This is a genomic window from Mesorhizobium sp. C399B (assembly GCF_030323185.1).
GTDB lineage: Bacteria > Pseudomonadota > Alphaproteobacteria > Rhizobiales > Rhizobiaceae > Mesorhizobium.
Map to the genome: position 1 here is coordinate 3,312,446 of NZ_CP100472.1, position 19,348 is coordinate 3,331,793.

The following is a 19,348-nucleotide window of genomic DNA, read 5'->3' on the forward strand; positions in this document are numbered from 1 at the left end:
CCCCGCCTTCACCCTAAGCTGAATTGACCCTTCACCCCTGACATGCCAAAGGCCGCAAAGCCTTTCATCTGGAGAAGCCCTGATGACCGATCGCGTCGAGATCGCCGGATTGCGGATTGCCCGCGAACTGCATGACTTTGTCGGCGAAGCGCTGCCGGGTACCGGCATTGCCGCCGACGCCTTCTGGAACGGCTTTTCGGCTATCGTCCATGATCTCGCGCCGAAGAACCGGGCGTTGTTGGCCAAACGCGACGCCATGCAGGAACGGATCGACGCCTGGCACCGCGCCAATGGCGCGCCCATCGATATGGAGACCTACAAAAGCTTCTTGCGTGAGATCGGCTATCTCGTGCCCGAAGGGCCGGCCTTTTCCGTGTCGACCGACAATGTCGACCCCGAGATCGCCACCGTTGCCGGGCCGCAGCTGGTGGTGCCGGTGATGAATGCGCGTTATGCGATCAACGCCGCCAATGCCCGCTGGGGCTCGCTCTACGATGCGCTCTACGGCACCGACGCCATTGCCGAGACCGGTGGCGCCGAGAAGGGTAAAAGCTTCAACCCCGTGCGCGGCGCCAAGGTGGTTGCCTGGGCGAAGAGTTTTCTGGACGAGTCCGTGCCGCTCACCTCGGGCAAATGGGCCGGCGTGAACGGGCTGACGGTTTCGGGCGGCACCTTGCGGCTCGGCGCCGGCGCCGGCGGCACCACACTGGCCAACCCGAAACAATTTGCCGGCTACCGCGGCGACGGCGCCAACCCGGAAGCCATCCTGCTGGTCCAGAACGGCCTGCACATCGAGATCCTCATCGACCGCACCAACCAGATCGGCCGCACCGACCCGGCCGGCATTGCCGACGTGATCCTGGAATCGGCGCTGACCACCATCCAGGACTGCGAGGATTCGGTCGCGGCGGTGGATGCCGAGGACAAGGTCATCGTCTACCGCAACTGGCTCGGCCTGATGAAGGGCGATCTGGCGGAGGAAATCAGCAAGGGCGGCAAAACCTTCACGCGCAAGCTCAATCCGGACCGCGCCTGGACCGCGCCCAGTGGTGGCGCGCTGAGCTTGCCTGGCCGCTCGCTGATGCTGGTGCGAAACGTCGGTCACCTCATGACCAATCCGGCCATCCTCGACCGCGATGGCAACGAGGTGCCGGAAGGCATCTTGGATGCGGCGATGACGGCGCTGATCGCGCTGCACGATGTCGGCGCCAACGGGCGTCGGATGAATTCCCGCGCGGGCTCAATGTATGTGGTGAAGCCGAAGATGCATGGGCCGGAGGAAGTCGCCTTCGCAGTCGAGATTTTCGACCGCGTCGAAGCGCTGCTCGGTATGGCGGCAAACACCATCAAGATGGGCATCATGGACGAGGAGCGGCGCACCACCATCAACCTCAAGGAGGCGATCCGCGCCGCCAGGGAACGCGTCGTGTTCATCAACACCGGCTTCCTCGACCGCACCGGCGACGAGATCCACACCTCGATGGAAGCCGGGCCGATGATCCGCAAGGGCGACATGAAGCAGGCCGCCTGGATCTCCGCCTATGAGGCGTGGAATGTCGACACCGGGCTGGAATGCGGTCTGGCCGGCCACGCCCAGATCGGCAAGGGCATGTGGGCGATGCCGGATCTGATGGCGGCGATGCTGGAACAGAAGATCGCGCATCCCAAGGCCGGCGCCAACACCGCCTGGGTGCCGTCGCCGACGGCGGCGACGTTGCACGCCACGCACTATCACAAGGTCGATGTCCATGCCGTCCAGGCGGCGCTCAAGAGCCGGCCGAAGGCGAAGCTCGATGATATATTGTCGGTGCCGGTGGCGGTGCGGCCGAACTGGACCCCCGACGAGATCCAGCGCGAGCTCGACAACAATGCGCAAGGCATTCTCGGCTATGTCGTGCGCTGGATCGACCAGGGCGTCGGCTGCTCGAAAGTGCCCGACATCAACGATGTCGGCCTGATGGAAGACCGCGCCACGCTGCGCATCTCCTCGCAGCACATCGCCAACTGGCTGCACCACAAGGTTTGCTCCGAAATTCAGGTGATGGATTCGCTGCGGCGCATGGCAGCGATCGTCGACCTCCAAAATGTCGGCGACCCGCTCTACCGCCCGATGGCCACCGATTTCGACAATTCCATCGCCTTCCACGCCGCCTGCGACCTGGTGTTTAGAGGCCGCGAACAGCCGAATGGCTATACGGAACCGGTGCTGCACGCACGGCGGCTGGAGCTGAAGGCGAAAGAGCGGGCGAATTAGCGCCTGCGTTTCCCTCCCCCTTGAGGGGAGGGTGGCCCGAAGGGCCGGGTGGGGTCCTGCGTGAAGTGCAGCGACTCCCTTCGGACGACACTACAAGCAATATAATTGCAGAGGCCCTTTCTCGGCTCGGCTCCAAAAAGATCGACCATTCTTCGGCGACCCCCACCCTGCCGCTTCGGGGCCACCTTCCCCTCAAGGAGGAGCGTTACGCCGCCTGCGCTACCCGCTCCGACATCATGCGGTAGGAAATCGCCTCGGCCAGGTGAATTCGGCCGACGGTTTCGCTGGCGTCGAGGTCAGCCAGTGTGCGCGCCACTTTGAGCACGCGGTGATAGGCGCGCGCAGAAAAGCCGAGTTTCTCGCTGGCGTCTTTCAGCAGCGACAGGCCTGCTGCGTCCGGCGCGGCGATGTCCTCGATAACAGAAGGCGAGCAATGGGCGTTGGTGGTGGCGCTGGTAACGCCCAGCCGCTCGAAACGTTCGCGCTGGATGGTGCGGGCGCGCGCCACGCGCTGGGCGACGGCTGCACTTTTCTCCGCTCGGTCGGGCCGGATCAGGTCGGCGGCCGAGACCGCCGGTACCTCGATCCTGAGGTCGATGCGGTCGAGCAACGGGCCTGAGATGCGCGCCTGGTAATCGGTGCGGCAGCGTTCGCCGCGCAGGCAGCGATAGCCGGGCTCGCCGGCCATGCCGCAACGGCACGGGTTCATCGCCGCCACCAGCTGGATGCGCGCTGGATAGGTGACGCGGTGGTTGGCGCGCGCGATCATGCAGTCGCCGGTCTCCAGCGGTTGGCGCAGCGCATCCAAGGTCTGCGGCGTGAATTCGGGAAACTCGTCGAGGAACAGGACGCCGTTATGGGCAAGCGATACTTCGCCCGGCCGCGCCCTGATGCCGCCGCCGACCATTGCCGCCATCGAAGCCGAATGGTGCGGGGCGCGGAACGGCCGCCGGTCGGTGAGCTTGCCTTCGCCGAGCTCGCCGGCCACTGAGGCGATCATCGAGACTTCAAGAAGTTCCTTGGGCGCCAGTGGTGGCAGAATTGAAGGCAGCCTCTGCGCCAGCATCGATTTTCCCGAGCCGGGAGGCCCGACCATCAAGAGATTGTGGCCACCGGCCGCCGCCACTTCCAGCGCCCGCTTGGCGCTTTCCTGGCCCTTGATGTCGGAAAGGTCGGGCAGGTCGCGGGCCGAGACATGGATGCCGGGCTCGGGCCGCGACAGCACCTGCGTGCCGCGAAAATGATTGGCGATGGCAATCAGGCTGCGCGGCGCCAATATGTCGAAATCCTTGCCCGCCCAGGCCGCTTCCGGCCCGCAGCCGAACGGGCAGATCAGGCCTTTTCCCTCGGCATTGGCGCCGATCGCCGCCGGCAGCGCACCGGCGACCGTGGCAATGGTGCCGTCGAGCGACAATTCGCCCAGCACGACATAAGACGCCAGCATATCGCCCGGAATGGCGCCGAGTGCTGCCATCAGGCCGAGCGCGATCGGCAGGTCGTAATGGCTCCCTTCCTTGGGCAGGTCGGCAGGCGCCAGGTTGACCGTCACCTTCTTCGACGGCATCGACAGGCCCGAAGCGTGCAGCGCCGCCTGCACGCGCTCGCGGCTTTCGGCCACCGCCTTGTCGGCCAGGCCGACAATCTGCATGCCGACCTTGCCCGGCGCGATCATCACCTGGACATCGACCGGTACGGCCTCGATGCCCTGGAAAGCAACCGTGCGAACGCGCGCCACCATCTTGCTCTGCCCCCGGATATCGGCTCGCCTCGGCCTCGTGGTTCAGACCGCGAGCGACGTCAGGACAAGACAACCATAGATTTCAGGCGAAGGCAAGAACATTACGGGAACACACACACGATCGCGATGCTCCCTATGCCGAGCCTACCCCCCGCTTTTCCTCCACCGCGTCCCAGAACAGGCTGGCGATATCCGCGCCACCAAAGCGTTGCACTTCGCGCACGCCGGTTGGCGAGGTCACGTTGATCTCGGTCATGTAGTCGCCGATCACGTCGATGCCGACCAGGATGAAGCCGCGCTCTTTCAGCGACGGGCCGATGCGGGCGCAAATCTCGCGTTCGCGCTCCGTCAGCTCGGTCTTTTCGGCGCGGCCGCCGACATGCATGTTGGAGCGGGAATCGTGGTCGGCCGGCACGCGGTTGATGGCGCCGACCGCCTCGCCGTCGATCAGGATGATGCGCTTGTCGCCCTTGCGCACATCCTTCAGATAGCGCTGGACGATATACGGCTCGCGTGACAGCTGGGCGAACATTTCGAGCAGTGAGGCGAGGTTGCGATCGTCTCCCTTGAGATGGAAGATGCCGGCGCCGCCATTGCCATAGAGCGGCTTGACGATGATGTCGCCGAATTCCTTGCGGAAGGCCGCGACCTCCTGGGGATCCTTGGTGATCAGCGTTTCGGGCATCAGATCGGGGAATTCGGTGACGAAGATCTTTTCCGGGCTGTTGCGCACCCAGGCCGGGTCGTTGACGACCAGTGTCTTCGGGTGAATGCGCTCCAGAATGTGCGTGGTGGTGATGTAATTCATGTCGAAGGGCGGATCCTGGCGCAGCAGGATCACATCCATCTCCGACAGGTCGGTGCGCACCTTGTCGCCCAGCGTATAATGATTGCCCTTTTCGTCGCGGAGCTTCATCTCTTCGATGCGGGCAAACACCTTGCCGCCCAGCATCGACAGCCGGTCGGGCGTGTAGTGGAACAATTGGTGGCCGCGCCGCTGCGCCTCCAGCGACAGCGCAAAAGACGTGTCGCCGGCGATCGAGACGGTGGAGACATGGTCCATCTGGACGGCGATCTTCAGGGTCATCTTCCGGTCTCCAGCGGGTCGAGCAAGTCCAGGAAAAGTGCGTAGCGGTTTTCCGTCCCGGAATTGCGGCAAGGCAAGTCGCCGATATACGGAACTTGGCGGCTTCTGCCAATCGCGCTTGCTTGGCCCAGACCTTTACCGGTCGAAGACCAGCCGGGAGTAACCGAGGAAGGACAGCGCCACGGCGACCAGCGAGGCGACGGCAAGTGCCGCCAGCGGCGGCATTGCCGGCAGCGCGAACAGGATGGCGCAGTAGACGAGATAGTTGACAATGCTGGTGGCGATGCCGACGCCGCCATAGCGCGCGCCCTCCTGCGCCACGCCGCGGCTCGACGGCGAAAAGGTCAGGTGCCGGTTGATCTGCCAGGTGACGCACAGCGCAAAGCCGATCGACAGGACACGGGCGACGAAGGGACCGAGCGGCGTCACCGCCAAGAGCAGCCAGAGCACCGCGGCATCGGCGACGAAACCAACGCCGCCGGCCAGGACGAAGCGGGCGAGCCGGCTCACGGCCTCAGGCGGCCCGGGGCGTCTTGCCCGGTTCGGCCTTCGCTGTTTCGCTCGTGCGTTCGCGCCGTTCGACCCGGCCCGACGGAACCGAGAGATAGAAAATGCGTTTCTGCTCGGCGCGTCCGCGCGATACCGAATCGAGGATCAGTCCGGTCACCATCGCAAGCATCGAGAGCAGCAGCAGGCCGACCGACAGCACCCAGGTCGGCATGCGCGGCACGAGGCCGGTCTGGGCGAATTCGATCAGCACCGGCGTCATCAGGGCAAGGCTCGACGCCAGGAAGAAAATCGCGAAGGCGCCGAAGAAGCGCAGCGGCTGCGTTTCCTTCATCAGCATGGCGAACATCCACAGGATCCTGGCGCCGTCGCGATAGGTCGACAGCTTCGACGACGATCCCTCAGGCCGGCGGCCATAATCGAGCGCGATCTCGCTCACCGGCAGTTTGAGCTGCGAGGCATGCACCGACATTTCGGTCTCGATCTCGAAGCCGCCGGAAACCGCGGGAAAGCTCTTGACGAAACGCCTCGAGAAGACGCGGTAGCCGGAGAAGATGTCGGTGAAGTCGGCGCCGAACAGCCGCTTGTAGAGGCTGTTGAAGATGCGGTTGCCGAAGGCATGGCCGGAACGGCCGGCATCGTCGGTGACGCCGCGCCTGGTGCCAACCACCATGTCGCAGCGCTCGGTCTGCAGGATGTTGATCAGCAGCGAGGCATCTTCCGGCGCATAGGTGCCGTCGCCATCGGCCATCAGATAGATGTCCGCATCGATGTCGGCGAACATGCGCCGCACGACATTGCCCTTGCCCTGGCGCGGCTCGCGGACGACGATGGCGCCCGCTGCGCGCGCCTTGAGCGCGGTCAAATCCCTGGAATTGTTGTCATAGACATAGATCTCGGCCGATGGCAGCGTCTCGCGAAAGCGCCGCACCACCTCGGCGATGGTCAGTTCCTCATTGTAGCAAGGCAGGAGCACGGCAATGGCCGGCTCATGGCGGACTTCGTGCGGCATTTCCGTCTCCCGACACCCGGCGGAGCCTCCGGCCGCGCTCATATGCGGCCTCGCTCAGGCGACTTTACTATTTATTGAAGCTGTTAAGGCTAGGTTTAAGGCCGCAGTCTTTCCGACGAAGGTCATGATGATGAACGCAGCCAAGGCGGGTGCTTCCTCCTGGAAGTCCGATATGACGCTGGCGCTGCTTGCCATGCTGGTGGTGCTGGCCGTCAATGCCGCCACGGGCTTTCGCGAATTGAGCAATGCCGGCGGCGACAATGACAGCCTGCTGCGGCTGGTCGAGGTTCGCGACATGCTGGCCGGCCAGGGCTGGTTCGACCTGCATCAGTACAGGATGGGGCCGGAAGGCGGTTTCGTCATGCACTGGTCGCGGCTGGTCGACGCACCGCTCGCCGCCATCATCCTCGCCGCCTCGGCGCTGACCGGCAGCATGGCCATGGCCGAAGTGATCGCACAGGTGCTGTGGCCGTCGCTGCTGTTTTGCCTGGCGGTGTTTTTTACAGCCCGTGCGGCACGCAGCTTCGCCGGCGTCGGCGCCGTGCTGCCCGCTATCGTCATCGGCGCGGCGGCGCTGCATTTCATCGGCATTTTCTTGCCGGGTGCGCTCGATCATCACAATGTCCAGCTGACGCTGACCATGGCCAGCCTCAGCCTGCTGCTCGAGGCGCCGACGCGTCGCTGGGCGACCCTGACTTCCGGCCTGTGCGCGGCCCTGACGCTGGCCGTCGGCATGGAAACCGCGCCCTATGTCGCCACCATCGGCGCCTGCATCGCTTTGCTGTTCGTCGTCGATCCCGGCGGCGAACGCCGGATCGCCAGGGATTTCGGTCTCGGCTTTGCCGGGGTTTCAGCCCTCGTCTTCGTCACCACCATCCCGCCATCGGCCATGGGCCAGCCGCAGTGCGATGCCTTCTCGGCTGTGCAGTTCGTGGTGGCGGCAATCGCCGGACTGGGGCTTGCCGCCGTGACGTCGCTCACGGTGTCCAATGGCACGGCCAGCCGCCGCCTGATCTCGCTTAGCCTGCTCGCGCTTGGGCTGGGCGTCGTCATCGTGGCGCTGTTTCCGCAATGCCTTGCGGCTCCCTACGCAAACCTCGATCCGCGCCTCAAGGAATTGTGGCTCGATCACATCGACGAGGCGCAGTCGCTGTTCAGTATTGCCGTCAATGAGCCGGCGTCGCTGGCGGCGCGCTATGTCACGCCGCTGGTGGCGATCGCGCTGATGGCGCTTCGCCTGCGCGGACCATGGCGCCGCCAGGACATCCTCGTCGGCGCCTTGCTGGTCGGCGCCTTCATCGTCAGCGCCTGGCAGGTCCGCGGCTCGACATTCTCGATCGCCTTTGCCGTCATCCCGCTGTCGGCCTGGATCGCAAGCTGGCGCGAACGGGCGAGGATCAGCCCTGCGCGCAGCGTATCGCTGCGCATGGCGGCGGTCTGGCTGGTGTCGGTGAATGCCGTCTGGGCCGGCGCTGCCGCCGCGACGTCGAACGTATTCGAGGCCAGCAAGGTCTCGGTCGAGGCACAGGACACCGACAGCGATCCGTCCTGCGAGCGCAAGGCCTCCTTCGCGGCGTTGGCCCGGCTGCCGGACACCACGGTGCTTGCCATTTCCAATCTCGGCTCGCCCATCCTTGCATATTCCGGGCACCGCGTCTTTGCCGGCCCCTATCATCGCAACATCGCCGGCGATCTGCTTGCGCTCGATGCCTTCCTCGGATCGGCGGACCAGGCGGGGACGATCGCAGCGGCTCATCACGTCGGCCTGGTGGCGCTGTGCCGCGGCAGCGCCGAAAGCAAGGTGCTCGCCGCCAAGGCGCCGCAAGGCTTCCTGGCCGGGCTGATGCAGGGAAGCGTCCCCGATTGGCTCGAACCGATGGCCGAAACGCGCGGAGACCCGATCGAACTCTACCGCGTCCGCTAAAGCATCATTCGCCAGCGAAAAATCGATTTCGCGATACGCTTCCTAAACGCTTTGCTGCCAGTCTCAGCCTAAATTTCGGGCGTCACAAACAGGGATACCGATGCAAACGACGTTTGGCACCGGGCAGGCAAGCAGGGAAAACTCGGATCTGGCGTTCACCGATGCGCTGACCGGGCTTGGCAACCATCGCCGCTTCTTCGACAAGGTCGATCGCCTGATCAGCGACCGTGCGGACGATCCCGCGCCGTTCACGGTCGGCATTCTCGACCTCGACGGCTTCAAGCCGATCAACGATCTGTTCGGCCACAAGGCCGGCGACGACATATTGATCCAGGTGGCAATGCGGCTGCGCGCTTCGATGGACAGCCACTCCACCGTTTGCCGCATCGGCGCCGACGAATTCGCCTTCCTGTATCCGATGGTGTTCTCGGAGGAAGCGGCGGCCGAGAAGTCGCGCATGATGATCGAAATCCTGTCGGCGCCCTACGATGTCGGCGAACGCACCGCCAGGCTTTCGGCCTCGGTCGGCTGCTCGCTCTTTTATTCCGGCGACGAAACCACGGAAATCCTCGTCAACAAGGCCGAAACGGCGCTCTACCACGCCAAGCGTTCGGGCCGTGGCCGGGTCGTCGTCTACACCCGCGAAATGGAAGAGGCGGCCAAGCGCGTCACCCGCATCGAACAGGCGCTGCGCCGTGCCGTCTCGGCCGGTGAGGTCGAACCGCATTTCCAGCCCATCGTCGATTTGACCACCCGCCGCACCATCGGCTTCGAGACGCTGGCGCGCTGGACCGATCGCGACCTCGGCGTGGTGCCGCCGACCGTGTTCATCCCGATCGCCGAAGAGCGCGGCATCATCGGCCCGCTATCGCAGCTGGTGCTGCGCAAGGCGACCGAAGCGGCGCGCAGCTGGCCGAAGGACCTGTTCCTGTCCTTCAACCTGTCGCCCTCGCAGCTCGTCGACCAGAACACTGGCCTGCACATATTGTCGATCCTCGACCGCACCGGCTTCGATCCGCGACGGCTGGAGATCGAAATCACCGAAACCGGCCTGATGAACGATCCGGCCTCGGCCGAGAAGATCGTCGAGGACCTGCGTCGCGTCGGCATCCGAGTCTCGCTCGACGATTTCGGCACCGGCCAGTCCTCGCTCGGCCGCTTGCGCGAATTCCATTTCGACAAGCTCAAGATCGACCGCGCCTTCGTCTCCTCGATCCTCGACGACCGACCGTCGGAACACATCATCCGCGCCATTCTGGCCATGTGTGAAGGGCTCGGCATGGATGTCGTCGCCGAAGGCATCGAGGAGGAGGCGCAGGCCGACCGCCTCGTTCAGTTCGGCTGCGCCGGCGGCCAGGGCTATCTCTTCGGCAAACCGGTCGATGCCGACGCCACGCTCGGCTACCTCCGCGATTCCTATCGCGGCGCCCTCTACGCCAAGGCAGTCTGACCGGCGGTCTGGCCTGCGTCGAGCAAGTCAGCGGCGCGAGCCAAGATCGACTGTGGCCGCCATCTTGCGGCCTTTTGTCTGACATAAGCCAATCAAATCGCCGTTTTCGCCCTTGCTCCCCGGACTTGGCTGGATAGGATGCGCGCCGACCGGACCGGGAGATGAAGATATGATGCCATCGGCGGATTTTGCCGACCTCAGGGGAGCCTCGGTGCTGATCACCGGCGGCGGTTCCGGAATTGGTGCGGCACTGACCGAGGGCTTCGTTCGCCAGGGCGCCCATGTCGCCTTCATCGACATCGCCGATGGCCCAAGCACGCTGCTTGCCGACCGCGTCGAAAAAGAACTTGGCCGGCGACCGCTCTACCTCAAGACCGATTTGCGCGACGTCGAGGCGTTGCGCGCTTCGGCCGCCAAAGCGGCTGAGGCACATGGCGACGTCACCGTGCTGGTCAACAATGCCGCCTGGGACGAACGCCACGACGTCGCTGACGTTACCGTCGAGTTCTGGGACAACAATCTCGCCGTCAATCTGCGCCCGCATTTCTTCACCGCACAGGCGGTCGCGCCGGGCATGAAGCGGGCCGGCGGCGGTTCGATCATCAACTTCACCTCAACCTCCTATCTCATCAACCACCCCGATATGCCGGCCTACACCGCCGCCAAGGCCGGCATACTCGGCCTCACCAAGGGTCTCGCGGGCAAGCTTGGGGTCGACGGCATCCGCGTCAATGCGATTGCGCCGGGCTGGGTGATCACCGAGCGGCAGCGGGAACTCTGGGTCACCGAGCAGGGGCTCGCCGCCCATGTCGCCAAGCAATGCATCAAGCAGGTCATGCAGCCCGACGACATCGTCGGCACGGTGCTGTTCCTGGCCTCCGACGCCTCGCGTATGCTGACGGCGCAGATGTTGATCGTGGACGGGGGTTTCCTGTGAGCCCGGTGAATCAAAATCCGGCAAAAGGCACGCCGGCAGTCGCCGCCGTCGACTGGGGCACGACCCGCATGCGGGTCTGGCTGGTCGACGAGGCGGGCGGGGTGCTTGCCGAGCGTCGCGGCGATGATGGGTTGATCACCGCGCAGCAAAAAGGCTTTTCGACCATCCTCGAGGGCCATCTGGCGGCGCTCGGCGCACCTGACACACTGCCAGTCATCATCTGCGGCATGGCCGGCTCGCGCCAGGGTTGGCTGGAAGCGCCTTACGTCATCGTGCCGGCGCCGCTCAGTGCCATCCTCGCGGGGGCCGCCCGCATTCCCGGCCAGAGCCGCGACATCCGCATCGTGCCTGGCCTGGCGCAGCGCCTGGAAGATGCGCCGGACGTAATGCGCGGCGAGGAAACCCAGCTTGCCGGCGCCGGTTTGCCGGCAAAAGGTCGCCATCTCGTCTGCATGCCCGGCACCCATTCGAAATGGGTTCTGGTCGAAGACGGCGCGGTCGACGGCTTCTGCACCTGGCCGACCGGCGAGCTGTTTTCGGTGCTGGCCACTCACTCTATCCTGCGCCATTCGCTGGGCGAGAGCCCGAAGCCGGTCACTCCGGACAATCCGTTCTTCCAGGAATGGTGCCGCAAGGCTTTGGCGGAGGGCGGCGATGTCACCTCGCGGCTGTTCTCGATCCGCGCCGCCGGCCTGCTGCAGAACCTCAAGGCCGACGATGCCGCCGCTTGCCTGTCCGGCCTGCTGATCGGCGGCGAGATCGCCTCGGCGGGCCGCCGCTATGGCGAAAGCACCACCGCAATCGTGCTGGTTGCGTCCGGCTCGCTAGCAGCCCTCTACCGCCAGGCGCTAGACCTTGCAGGGCTTGCCGTCAGGACGGTCGACGCCGACGAGGCGGTGCGTGCCGGCCTTATCGAGGCAGCGCGGGAAAATGGCATGATCGCCAAATGACTCACCAGAGTGGAGTGACAGCGTGACCCAGACCGCCCCCTTCCCGAAGCTCAAGCGTGGTCTTGTCGCCATTCTGCGCGGCCTCAAACCCAGCGAGGCGGTTGCCATCGGCCAGGCGCTGTTTGACGCCGGCATCGAAGCCATCGAGGTGCCGCTCAATTCGCCGGAGCCGTTTTCATCGATCGCCAGCATTGTCACCGCTTTGCCCAAGACAACGCTGGTCGGCGCCGGCACGGTGCTGACTTCAGCCGATGTCGACACCTTGGCCAAGGCCGGCGGGCGGCTGCTGGTCAGCCCCAACATCGATGCCGACGTCATGGCCCGCGCCATGCACCATGGCATGGTGACGATGCCAGGCGTGTTCACCCCCACCGAAGCTTTTCAGGCGATTAGGCTTGGGGCTTCGGCGCTCAAATTCTTCCCGGCAAGCGTGCTCGGGCCCAGCGGCATTTCGGCGATGCGGGCCGTGCTGCCGGCCGATACCGTGGTCGGCGCCGTAGGCGGCGTTTCCGACAAAGACTTTGCCGGCTACAAAGCCGCTGGGGTAACTGCTTTTGGTCTTGGCTCCAGCCTGTTCAAACCCGGCATGAGCGTCGATGAAGTGGCCACGCGCGCGCAGGCGGCGGTGACGGCCTGGGACGCGGCCTTCGGCGGAGCGGCATGATGGGAAACGTTTCGGTTTTTTCGGACCATGTCTGCGAACTCGGCGAGGGGCCGAGCTACGATCCCGCCACCGATACGCTGTTCTGGTTCGACATCGTCAACGGGCTTTTGCTGGAGCAGGGTGTCACGTCCGGCGCGCGGAAGGTCCATGAGCTCGCCCAGATGGCCAGCGCCATCGCCATTATCGATGACAATCGCCAGCTTATCGCCACCGAGACTGGCCTGCATGTCCGCGACGTCTCGACCGGCAAGCTGACGCTGCACACGGCCATCGAGGCCGACAATGCGCTGACCCGCTCCAACGATTCGCGCGTCCATCCGTGCGGCGCCTTCTGGGTCGGCACGATGGGCAAGGGTGAGGAGAAGGGCGCCGGCTCCATCTACTGGTTCTTCAAGGGCGAGCTGCGCACGCTTTACACCGGCATCACCGTGTCGAACTCGATCTGTTTCTCGCAGGATGGAACGATCGCCTACTACACCGATACCTCGACCGGCCTGTTGATGCGCGTCGCCTGCGATCCGGCAACGGGCCTGCCGATCGGCGAGTCGAAAGTGTTCGTCGACCATCGCTCGTCCAAGGGCTTTGTCGACGGCTCGGTCGTTGATCGCGACGGCGTGCTGTGGAACGCCGTCTGGGGCGGCAAGGCGGTCAAGACCTATTCGCCAGATGGCACATTGTTGCGCGAAATTGCCGTGCCGGCGGGGCAGTCCTCGTGCCCGGCCTTTGTCGGGGCCAAGGCCGATCGGCTGGCGGTGACCTCGGCCTGGAAAGGCAAGGACGACAAGCAGCGCAAGCTCGACCCACAGGCCGGCATGACCTTCCTGCTCGACATCCCCGTCAACGGCCGCTTCGAGCCGCGCGTGGTCATCGCCTGAGCGTACCGGTTGTCGTGCAGGCGGCGGGCGCGGGTCGATTTCGCGCAAGCCGATCGCATTGGCCGTGCGATGGTGTGGCTGCATCACCGAGAAGCTTTGACCCATGCCGCGCCCGACCTTGATCCTCGTCCACGAGCCGGAAAAGGCCTGTTTCGACAGGCTGGTCGCCGACGGCTTTCCCGCCGAGCGCGCCTTGGAAATCTCGTCTTATCTGGCGCAGTCGACCGATCTCGCTCCTGAGTTCGATCAACTGGCGACCGCTTGTGAAAAGCGCGGCCTCGCCTTTATGCCGGTTGCACTCGACGATGCGGCAAGCGCGCTGGCGAAGGCCGATCCCGCAACCACGCTGGTCTGGACGCTGACCGACGGCATTGCCTATTTCCGCGGTGCTGCAGCGCCCGCACTTGCCAGGCTGAATGGGCTTAGAACCATCGGAGCCGACGATGCGCTGTTCGCGATTTGCCAGGACAAGTTCCGTTCCGGCGCCGTGCTTTGCGCGCTCGGCCTGCCGGCGCCGCAGGCAGGCCTGGCCCGCGACGGCCGCTGGCTGGCCGACCCGCCAGCTTCGGAAGCCGGCTGGTTCGTCAAGCCGAACCGGCTCGGCTCCAAGGTAGGCATCTGGCCGGATTCACGCTGCAACGACCTGGCCCATGCGCTGGAGCTTAGCCGGCGGGTCTATGCCGCTTATCGCGACGATGTCGTCGTCCAGCCCTATGTCGGCGGTCGCAATGTCCGCGCCAGCTTCCTTGGGCTGCAAACGGATGCCGGGGCGGAAGCGCTCGGCGTTGCATTCGTCGACTCCGGCGGCGATTTCCAGACCATGGCGGACTCGATGGCGCTTTACGGCGACACCGGCGAGGCCGCCAAGGCGGCTGGACTATACAGCGAGCCGGTGCTGGAGGCGGTTGCCGACACCCAGCCGGCAGCCGCGGCAACCATCCGCCGCATCGCCGAGCGGCTGGTCAGCGGGCTCGGCCTGCGAGACGTGTTTTCCCTCGATTTCAGGGTCGAGGCTAACGACCATGTCCACCTCATCGAGTTCGAGGTCTGTCCCGGCCTGCCCTGCTTCGATTTCCGCGCCTATTGCCTGATGCAATGGGGCATGACGCTGGCCGATGCGGTTGCCGAGACGGCGGCGAACCGACTGAACCGACAGGCGATCTGAACGGTCGAGGGACCAGCGCGACCTACCGCGCCTTGACGGCTTTTGCTCCACCTTTAGTGTCGCGGGACAGTCCTCAGGCAAGGCCGCGCGATGAGCACACCAGCAAGCTCCCTCCACCATCACATCAGGCGCATGGCCGGGCGCGATCCGCACGAGGCGCATCGCGTCGCCACGCCGCTCGAGCTGCTGTTCGATCTGACCTTCGTCACCGCCTTCAGCCTTGCCTCGTCGCAACTGGCGCATGCCTTGGCCGAGGGCCACTACGCGGCGGCGCTGATCGGCTTCGGCTTTGCCAGCTTCGCCATCTGCTGGGCGTGGATCAATTTCTCCTGGTTTTCCTCCGCCTATGACACCGACGATTGGATCTTCCGCCTCGTCACCATGGTGCAGATGATCGGCGTGCTGGTGCTGGCCATCGGCCTGCCGCGCATGTTCGCCTCGATCGAGCATGGCGAACACCTCAACAATTCGGTGATGGTGCTGGGCTACGTCATCATGCGCGTCGCCATGATCTTCCAATGGCTGCGCGCGGCGCGGCAGGACCCTGGGCGGCGGCGTGCCTGCCTGACCTACGCCGTCGCCATTGCGATCGCCCAGATCGGCTGGGTGGTGCAGATACTGGTCGATTTCTCGCTGGAGACCAGCCTGGCTTTCGGCGCCATCCTGGTTCTCATCGAGCTTGCCGGGCCGGCGATCGCCGAGCGCAGGGATGGCGGCACGCCCTGGCACGCGCACCACGTCGCCGAGCGCTACAGCCTGTTCGCCATCATCGCGCTGGGCGAAGGGGTGGTCGGCACGCTGGCGACGCTGTCGGCCGTGGTCGAGGAGCAGGGCTGGAACCTCGATGCCGCCTTGATCGGCATTGCCGGAATGGGTCTCACCTTCGGCATGTGGTGGGTCTATTACATGCTGCCCTCGGGGACGGTGCTGCACCAGCACCGCAATCGCTCTTTTATCTGGGGCTATGGCCAGATGCTGATCGTCGCTGCCATCGTCGCCACCGGCGCCGGGCTGCATGTCGCGGCCTATTTCATCGAGCACAAGACCCATATCGGCCCGGTGGCGACGCTGCTGTCAGTTGCCATTCCGCTAGGCGTGTTCCTGGGGGCGATCTACGCGCTGTATTATTATCTCGTCCAGCGCTTCGATCCCCTCCATGTCTGGCTGCTGGCGGGAACGGCTGCGGTCGTCGCACTTGCCATCATCGCCGCCCTTGCCGGCGTCGACATGGCGGTCTGCCTCATCTTACTCACGCTAGCGCCGGCCGTCACCGTTGTCGGCTATGAGCTGTCGGGGCACCGCCATCGACTGGAGGTGCTGGCGCAGGAGGAAGCGCCGCACTGAGCAGAGCAGCTTCGCGCGTCAGATACCCTCGACCAGCACGATCTCCCCATCGGCTACTTTCTGACGGATGGCGACGGCGCGCTGGTACTCCGGCGAGTGGTAGCAATCGTGCGCCGCGCTGAGCGATTCGAACTCGATAATGACATTGCGGGCGCGGCCAGCCCCCTCGGCCTTTTCATGCTCACCGCCACGGGCAAGGAACTTCACGTCGAAACGGTCGAAAGCGAGCTTGGCGGCAGCGACATAGTCCTTGTAGCCTTCGGCGTCGCGCACATCGACGCGGGCTATCCAGTATCCCTTGGGCATTTTCTTCTCCTCGTTACGCGGCGCGCATCTCTTCCAGTATGGCTTCCGCCGCCGCGCGCCTGTCGCTTGCCGCCACGATCGGCCTGCCGACCACGAGATGGCTGGAGCCGTTGCGGATCGCCTGGCCGGGCGTCACCACGCGTTTCTGGTCGCCATGGTCGCTGCCCTTGGGCCGTATCCCCGGCGTCACCACCGCCAGGTCGGGTCCGACGATGCGGCGCACCGCTTCCGCCTCCTCGGCCGAGCAGACGACGCCGCCCATGCCGGCATGCAGCGCCTGTTCGGCGCGTCTCAGCACCAGCGTGTGCGGGTCGTATTCATAGCCGGCGTCGATCACGTCCTGCTCGTCCATCGAGGTCAGCACGCTGACCGCCAGCAGGCAGAGGTCGCTGCCCCTGGCGGCCTCCACCGCGGCTCGCATCGCCTTGGGATAGGCGTGGATGGTCAGCATGGTCATGCCCATGCGCACGATGTTCTCGACACCCTTCGCCACCGTGTGGTCGATGTCGAGCAGCTTCATGTCGAGGAAGATTTTCGTGCCGCCGCTGGCCAACTCCCTGGCGAAGTCGAGCCCGCCGGCGAAGGCCAGCTGATAGCCGATCTTGTAGAAGGAGACGACGCCGTCGAGTTCGCGCACCGCCTGTTCGGCCTCTTTCACCGTCGGCACGTCGAGGCCGACGATCAGCCTGTCTCTCATCGTATGGGCCTGCATGGCTGTGGAAATCATGCCCCGGTCCGGGTCGACAGCATGCGCGAGGTTTCGATCAGCGTGCGGCATAGGTGCTCCATCGATTTGGTCAGTCTATCATCCCTGAAATTGCCGTCGCCGTCGAAGGCATTGCCGCCATCGGATACCGAGCATTCCGGCGTCACCATCTCCAGCTGGCAGCGCACCAGCACGGCGCGCAGATGGTTGATGCAGCGGATCCCGGCGAAATGTCCGTTGGAAGACGAGCACAGGCCGGCGACCTTGCCGACAAGCGGCCTCACCGGCCGGCCGCCATCCAGGCGCACCCGGCTCACCCAGTCGATCGTGTTCTTGAGCAATGGCGGGATCGAGCCATTATATTCGGGCGTCGCGATCAGCAGCCCGTCATTGGCGGCGATCAGCCGGCCAAGCTTCACGGCGTTGTCGGGAACGCCTTTTTCCTTTTCGAGGTCCTCGTCGATGATCGGCAGCGGATAGTCGGCCAGCGAAATGCGCGTCACCTCGGCGCCTTGCATGGCCAGCTCCTTCTGCGCCACATCGGCGGTCCTGCCGCTGAAGGCGCCGCTGCGCACCGAGCCGGCAAAGACGAGGATTTTCGCGATCACAGCCATTGGCCACTCTTGTTCCCGGACAGGTACAGCCAGAGGCTGCGCAAATCAACGCACTGGCTCAAAAAACGGAAACGATCGGGGGGGCAAGCGCGCGAAGGTGTGCCGAGCAGCTGGGCTATTGCTAGTGGGTGACCGCAATTCTTGCACTCAGCGCGATGAGTGCAACTCCGAGCAAGGCATCTATCGGCCTGCGGACGCTGCCATATACCGACCGAACCCTTCTTGTGGAGAACATTAGCGCGACAAGCCCAAACCACGCCATCGCGACCAGCCCGATTATGGCCAGCGACACTGCCTGGACCCAGATCGGAGCCTGCATCGGCAATACCGATATGAACAGGCTCGCGAAGAACGCGGCCGTCTTCGGATTTGTAATTCCGACAACGAATCCGCTTCGCCAAGGAGCCGTAGTCTCTGCGCCACCGACGGCCAGCGGTGGCCGCGCCTGCCAAGCCGACAAAAGGATCTTGCTGCCCAGGTAACCGAGATACACGGCACCGGCGATCCGGACGGCAAGGTGAGCCCATGCAATCTGCGTCAGTACGAGGCCCAGGCCACACATCGCGAGAGCCGCCCACACCATGATCGCTGCGGCAATGCCAAGCGCCACATGGAACCCCGCGCGACAGCTGATCAGCGCATGGGAAGTCACGGCTACAAAATCGGGTCCTGGGCTCATGGCGCCGAGCAGGAAGACCGAAGCAAGGGTCAGGAATTGCGGAAGGTAGCTCATGCGATACTCCAGTTTCAGTCTCGTCGTACCGCACGCCTGCATGCCGGAGAGGCCAGGAAAGCCGCTCGCCGATTTCGAGGGTCGTTTCCCTCACCTTCACAAAACCTACAGCGCTCTTTAATATGAGCGAAATGAAAGATATTTCGGCAGCCATGAACAAAGCTAATATCAACATCACGATGGTGCGCGTCCTGACATCGCTCAGCGAGACGCGCAGCTTCACCAAAACCGCCGAGCGGCTCTGTCTTTCTCAATCGGCCATAAGCCATGCAATGAAGGCGCTGGAGGAGATCGTTGGCGCGCCCCTCGTCATACGTGATCGGCGCGGTGTCGCTTTCACCGCGACCGGCGAGGCGGCTTTGGACGCGGCGCGCGCCGCTTTGCATGCTTTAGGCCGTCTTGTCGGCCTACGGGAACACTCCATCAAAGGCAGAGTACGGCTCGCGCTGGTCAGCAGCGCCTCGGTAAAGATTGCTCCATATGCGTTGAACATTACTTCCGTCCGGCACCCGGAGCTTGCTGTCGAACTGCTCTTGGGCACGGATACCGAGGTGGCGGAGTGGGTCGATCGCGGTGCCGCCGATATTGGACTGTCCTACATCGCCGGCAATTGCCAAGCCGAGGAACTTGTCGACGACGAACTCTTTGTGGCGTCATCGCAAAAGAACTCAGTCCAAGGCGGGTCATTTCCGATCCGCGCTCTCGACGGCCAGCCATTCATCATGTCGAGCGGCGGCTGCGGACCAATGCTTGCCGAATTGTTCCAGGATTTTGGCGTTGCGCCAGTTGTCATCCTGTCGGCGAGCGATATGGCGGCGCTGCTTGCTCTGGTTGGGGCCGGGCGCGGTTTGTCGATTGCGCCAGGCCTGGCGTTTCCGGCCGATTGGCAGCGAACCGTCGCGAGGCGTCCTCTGGAGCCGCGTGCGCGTCGGCCTCTGCTGCTTCTGTTCTCCAGCAGCGCCGAAGCAACGGCCGTGCGGGCCATGTGCGCGGCGATCAGAGAAGTCGCCACGAGTTTGCGAGGCGGATAACAGTCAAGGATGTGGATCCTTTCTGGAACGTCGATCCTCTACAAGGCGCCA

The 19,348-nt window shown here is 64.5% G+C and carries 18 protein-coding genes; 10 read left to right on the forward strand and 8 right to left on the reverse strand.

Translation table 11 applies throughout. The features are described from left to right. Positions 1-82: 82 nt before the first annotated feature. The gene (locus tag NLY36_RS15960) at positions 83-2,254 is read left to right on the forward strand and encodes a malate synthase G (RefSeq protein ID WP_023696058.1); all 2,172 of its coding nucleotides are present in this window, start codon (positions 83-85) and stop codon (positions 2,252-2,254) included. Positions 2,255-2,459: 205 nt separating this feature from the next. Here NLY36_RS15960 and NLY36_RS15965 read toward each other — a convergent pair whose 3' ends face one another. The 4 genes from NLY36_RS15965 to NLY36_RS15980 form a co-directional block, all read right to left on the reverse strand. Beyond that, entirely contained in the window at positions 2,460-3,992 is a 1,533-nt protein-coding gene (locus NLY36_RS15965) for a YifB family Mg chelatase-like AAA ATPase (protein WP_023687500.1), read from the reverse strand. 133 nt (positions 3,993-4,125) lie between these two features. Then, on the reverse strand, positions 4,126-5,079 hold the full coding sequence (gene gshB / locus NLY36_RS15970; RefSeq protein ID WP_023696057.1) for a glutathione synthase: 954 nt from the start codon (positions 5,077-5,079) through the stop codon (positions 4,126-4,128). A 135-nt stretch (positions 5,080-5,214) separates the two neighbouring features. After that, entirely contained in the window at positions 5,215-5,589 is a 375-nt protein-coding gene (locus tag NLY36_RS15975; RefSeq protein ID WP_023696056.1) for a GtrA family protein, read from the reverse strand. Positions 5,590-5,593: 4 nt separating this feature from the next. Next, the gene (locus tag NLY36_RS15980; protein ID WP_023681309.1) at positions 5,594-6,598 is read right to left on the reverse strand and encodes a glycosyltransferase; all 1,005 of its coding nucleotides are present in this window, start codon (positions 6,596-6,598) and stop codon (positions 5,594-5,596) included. A gap of 124 nt (positions 6,599-6,722) precedes the next feature. Here NLY36_RS15980 and NLY36_RS15985 point away from each other — a divergent pair, with 124 nt between their 5' ends. From NLY36_RS15985 to NLY36_RS16020, 8 genes are all read left to right on the forward strand, one after another. Next, complete coding sequence (locus tag NLY36_RS15985) at positions 6,723-8,522, forward strand: hypothetical protein (RefSeq protein ID WP_023696055.1); 1,800 nt, start codon at positions 6,723-6,725, stop codon at positions 8,520-8,522. A 100-nt stretch (positions 8,523-8,622) separates the two neighbouring features. Beyond that, complete coding sequence (locus tag NLY36_RS15990; protein WP_023681311.1) at positions 8,623-9,972, forward strand: putative bifunctional diguanylate cyclase/phosphodiesterase; 1,350 nt, start codon at positions 8,623-8,625, stop codon at positions 9,970-9,972. Between the two features lie 169 nt (positions 9,973-10,141). Continuing rightward, positions 10,142-10,909: an SDR family NAD(P)-dependent oxidoreductase gene (locus tag NLY36_RS15995; RefSeq protein WP_023673186.1), complete on the forward strand. Its 768-nt coding sequence runs from the start codon at positions 10,142-10,144 to the stop codon at positions 10,907-10,909. 68 nt (positions 10,910-10,977) lie between these two features. After that, positions 10,978-11,859, forward strand: coding sequence for a 2-dehydro-3-deoxygalactonokinase (locus NLY36_RS16000; protein WP_245260326.1), 882 nt, complete (start codon positions 10,978-10,980; stop codon positions 11,857-11,859). Positions 11,860-11,881: 22 nt separating this feature from the next. Then, entirely contained in the window at positions 11,882-12,523 is a 642-nt protein-coding gene (locus NLY36_RS16005) for a 2-dehydro-3-deoxy-6-phosphogalactonate aldolase (RefSeq protein WP_023696054.1), read from the forward strand. Next, positions 12,523-13,398 (forward strand): SMP-30/gluconolactonase/LRE family protein, encoded by an 876-nt coding sequence (locus NLY36_RS16010; RefSeq protein ID WP_023696053.1) that lies wholly within the window; start codon positions 12,523-12,525, stop codon positions 13,396-13,398. The genes NLY36_RS16005 and NLY36_RS16010 overlap by 1 nt, the downstream gene beginning before the upstream one ends. A gap of 103 nt (positions 13,399-13,501) precedes the next feature. Continuing rightward, positions 13,502-14,563 (forward strand): D-alanine--D-alanine ligase family protein, encoded by a 1,062-nt coding sequence (locus NLY36_RS16015; RefSeq protein ID WP_023696052.1) that lies wholly within the window; start codon positions 13,502-13,504, stop codon positions 14,561-14,563. Between the two features lie 90 nt (positions 14,564-14,653). Next, positions 14,654-15,907, forward strand: coding sequence for a low temperature requirement protein A (locus NLY36_RS16020; protein ID WP_031201382.1), 1,254 nt, complete (start codon positions 14,654-14,656; stop codon positions 15,905-15,907). 18 nt (positions 15,908-15,925) lie between these two features. On the opposite strand, the gene NLY36_RS16025 is transcribed toward NLY36_RS16020, so the two are convergent. The 4 genes from NLY36_RS16025 to NLY36_RS16040 form a co-directional block, all read right to left on the reverse strand. Beyond that, on the reverse strand, positions 15,926-16,213 hold the full coding sequence (locus NLY36_RS16025; protein WP_023687489.1) for a DUF1330 domain-containing protein: 288 nt from the start codon (positions 16,211-16,213) through the stop codon (positions 15,926-15,928). A 13-nt stretch (positions 16,214-16,226) separates the two neighbouring features. Next, positions 16,227-16,940, reverse strand: a complete 714-nt coding sequence (gene pyrF, locus NLY36_RS16030; protein ID WP_023696050.1) for an orotidine-5'-phosphate decarboxylase — start codon at positions 16,938-16,940, stop codon at positions 16,227-16,229. Beyond that, a complete protein-coding gene (locus tag NLY36_RS16035; protein ID WP_023687487.1) occupies positions 16,937-17,533 on the reverse strand; it encodes an NADPH-dependent FMN reductase in 597 nt (198 codons plus the stop codon). The genes pyrF and NLY36_RS16035 overlap by 4 nt, the downstream gene beginning before the upstream one ends. 121 nt (positions 17,534-17,654) lie before the next feature. Next, a complete protein-coding gene (locus NLY36_RS16040; RefSeq protein ID WP_023696049.1) occupies positions 17,655-18,266 on the reverse strand; it encodes a LysE family translocator in 612 nt (203 codons plus the stop codon). Between the two features lie 122 nt (positions 18,267-18,388). Here NLY36_RS16040 and NLY36_RS16045 point away from each other — a divergent pair, with 122 nt between their 5' ends. Beyond that, positions 18,389-19,297, forward strand: a complete 909-nt coding sequence (locus tag NLY36_RS16045; protein WP_023681320.1) for a LysR family transcriptional regulator — start codon at positions 18,389-18,391, stop codon at positions 19,295-19,297. Positions 19,298-19,348 lie beyond the last annotated feature (51 nt).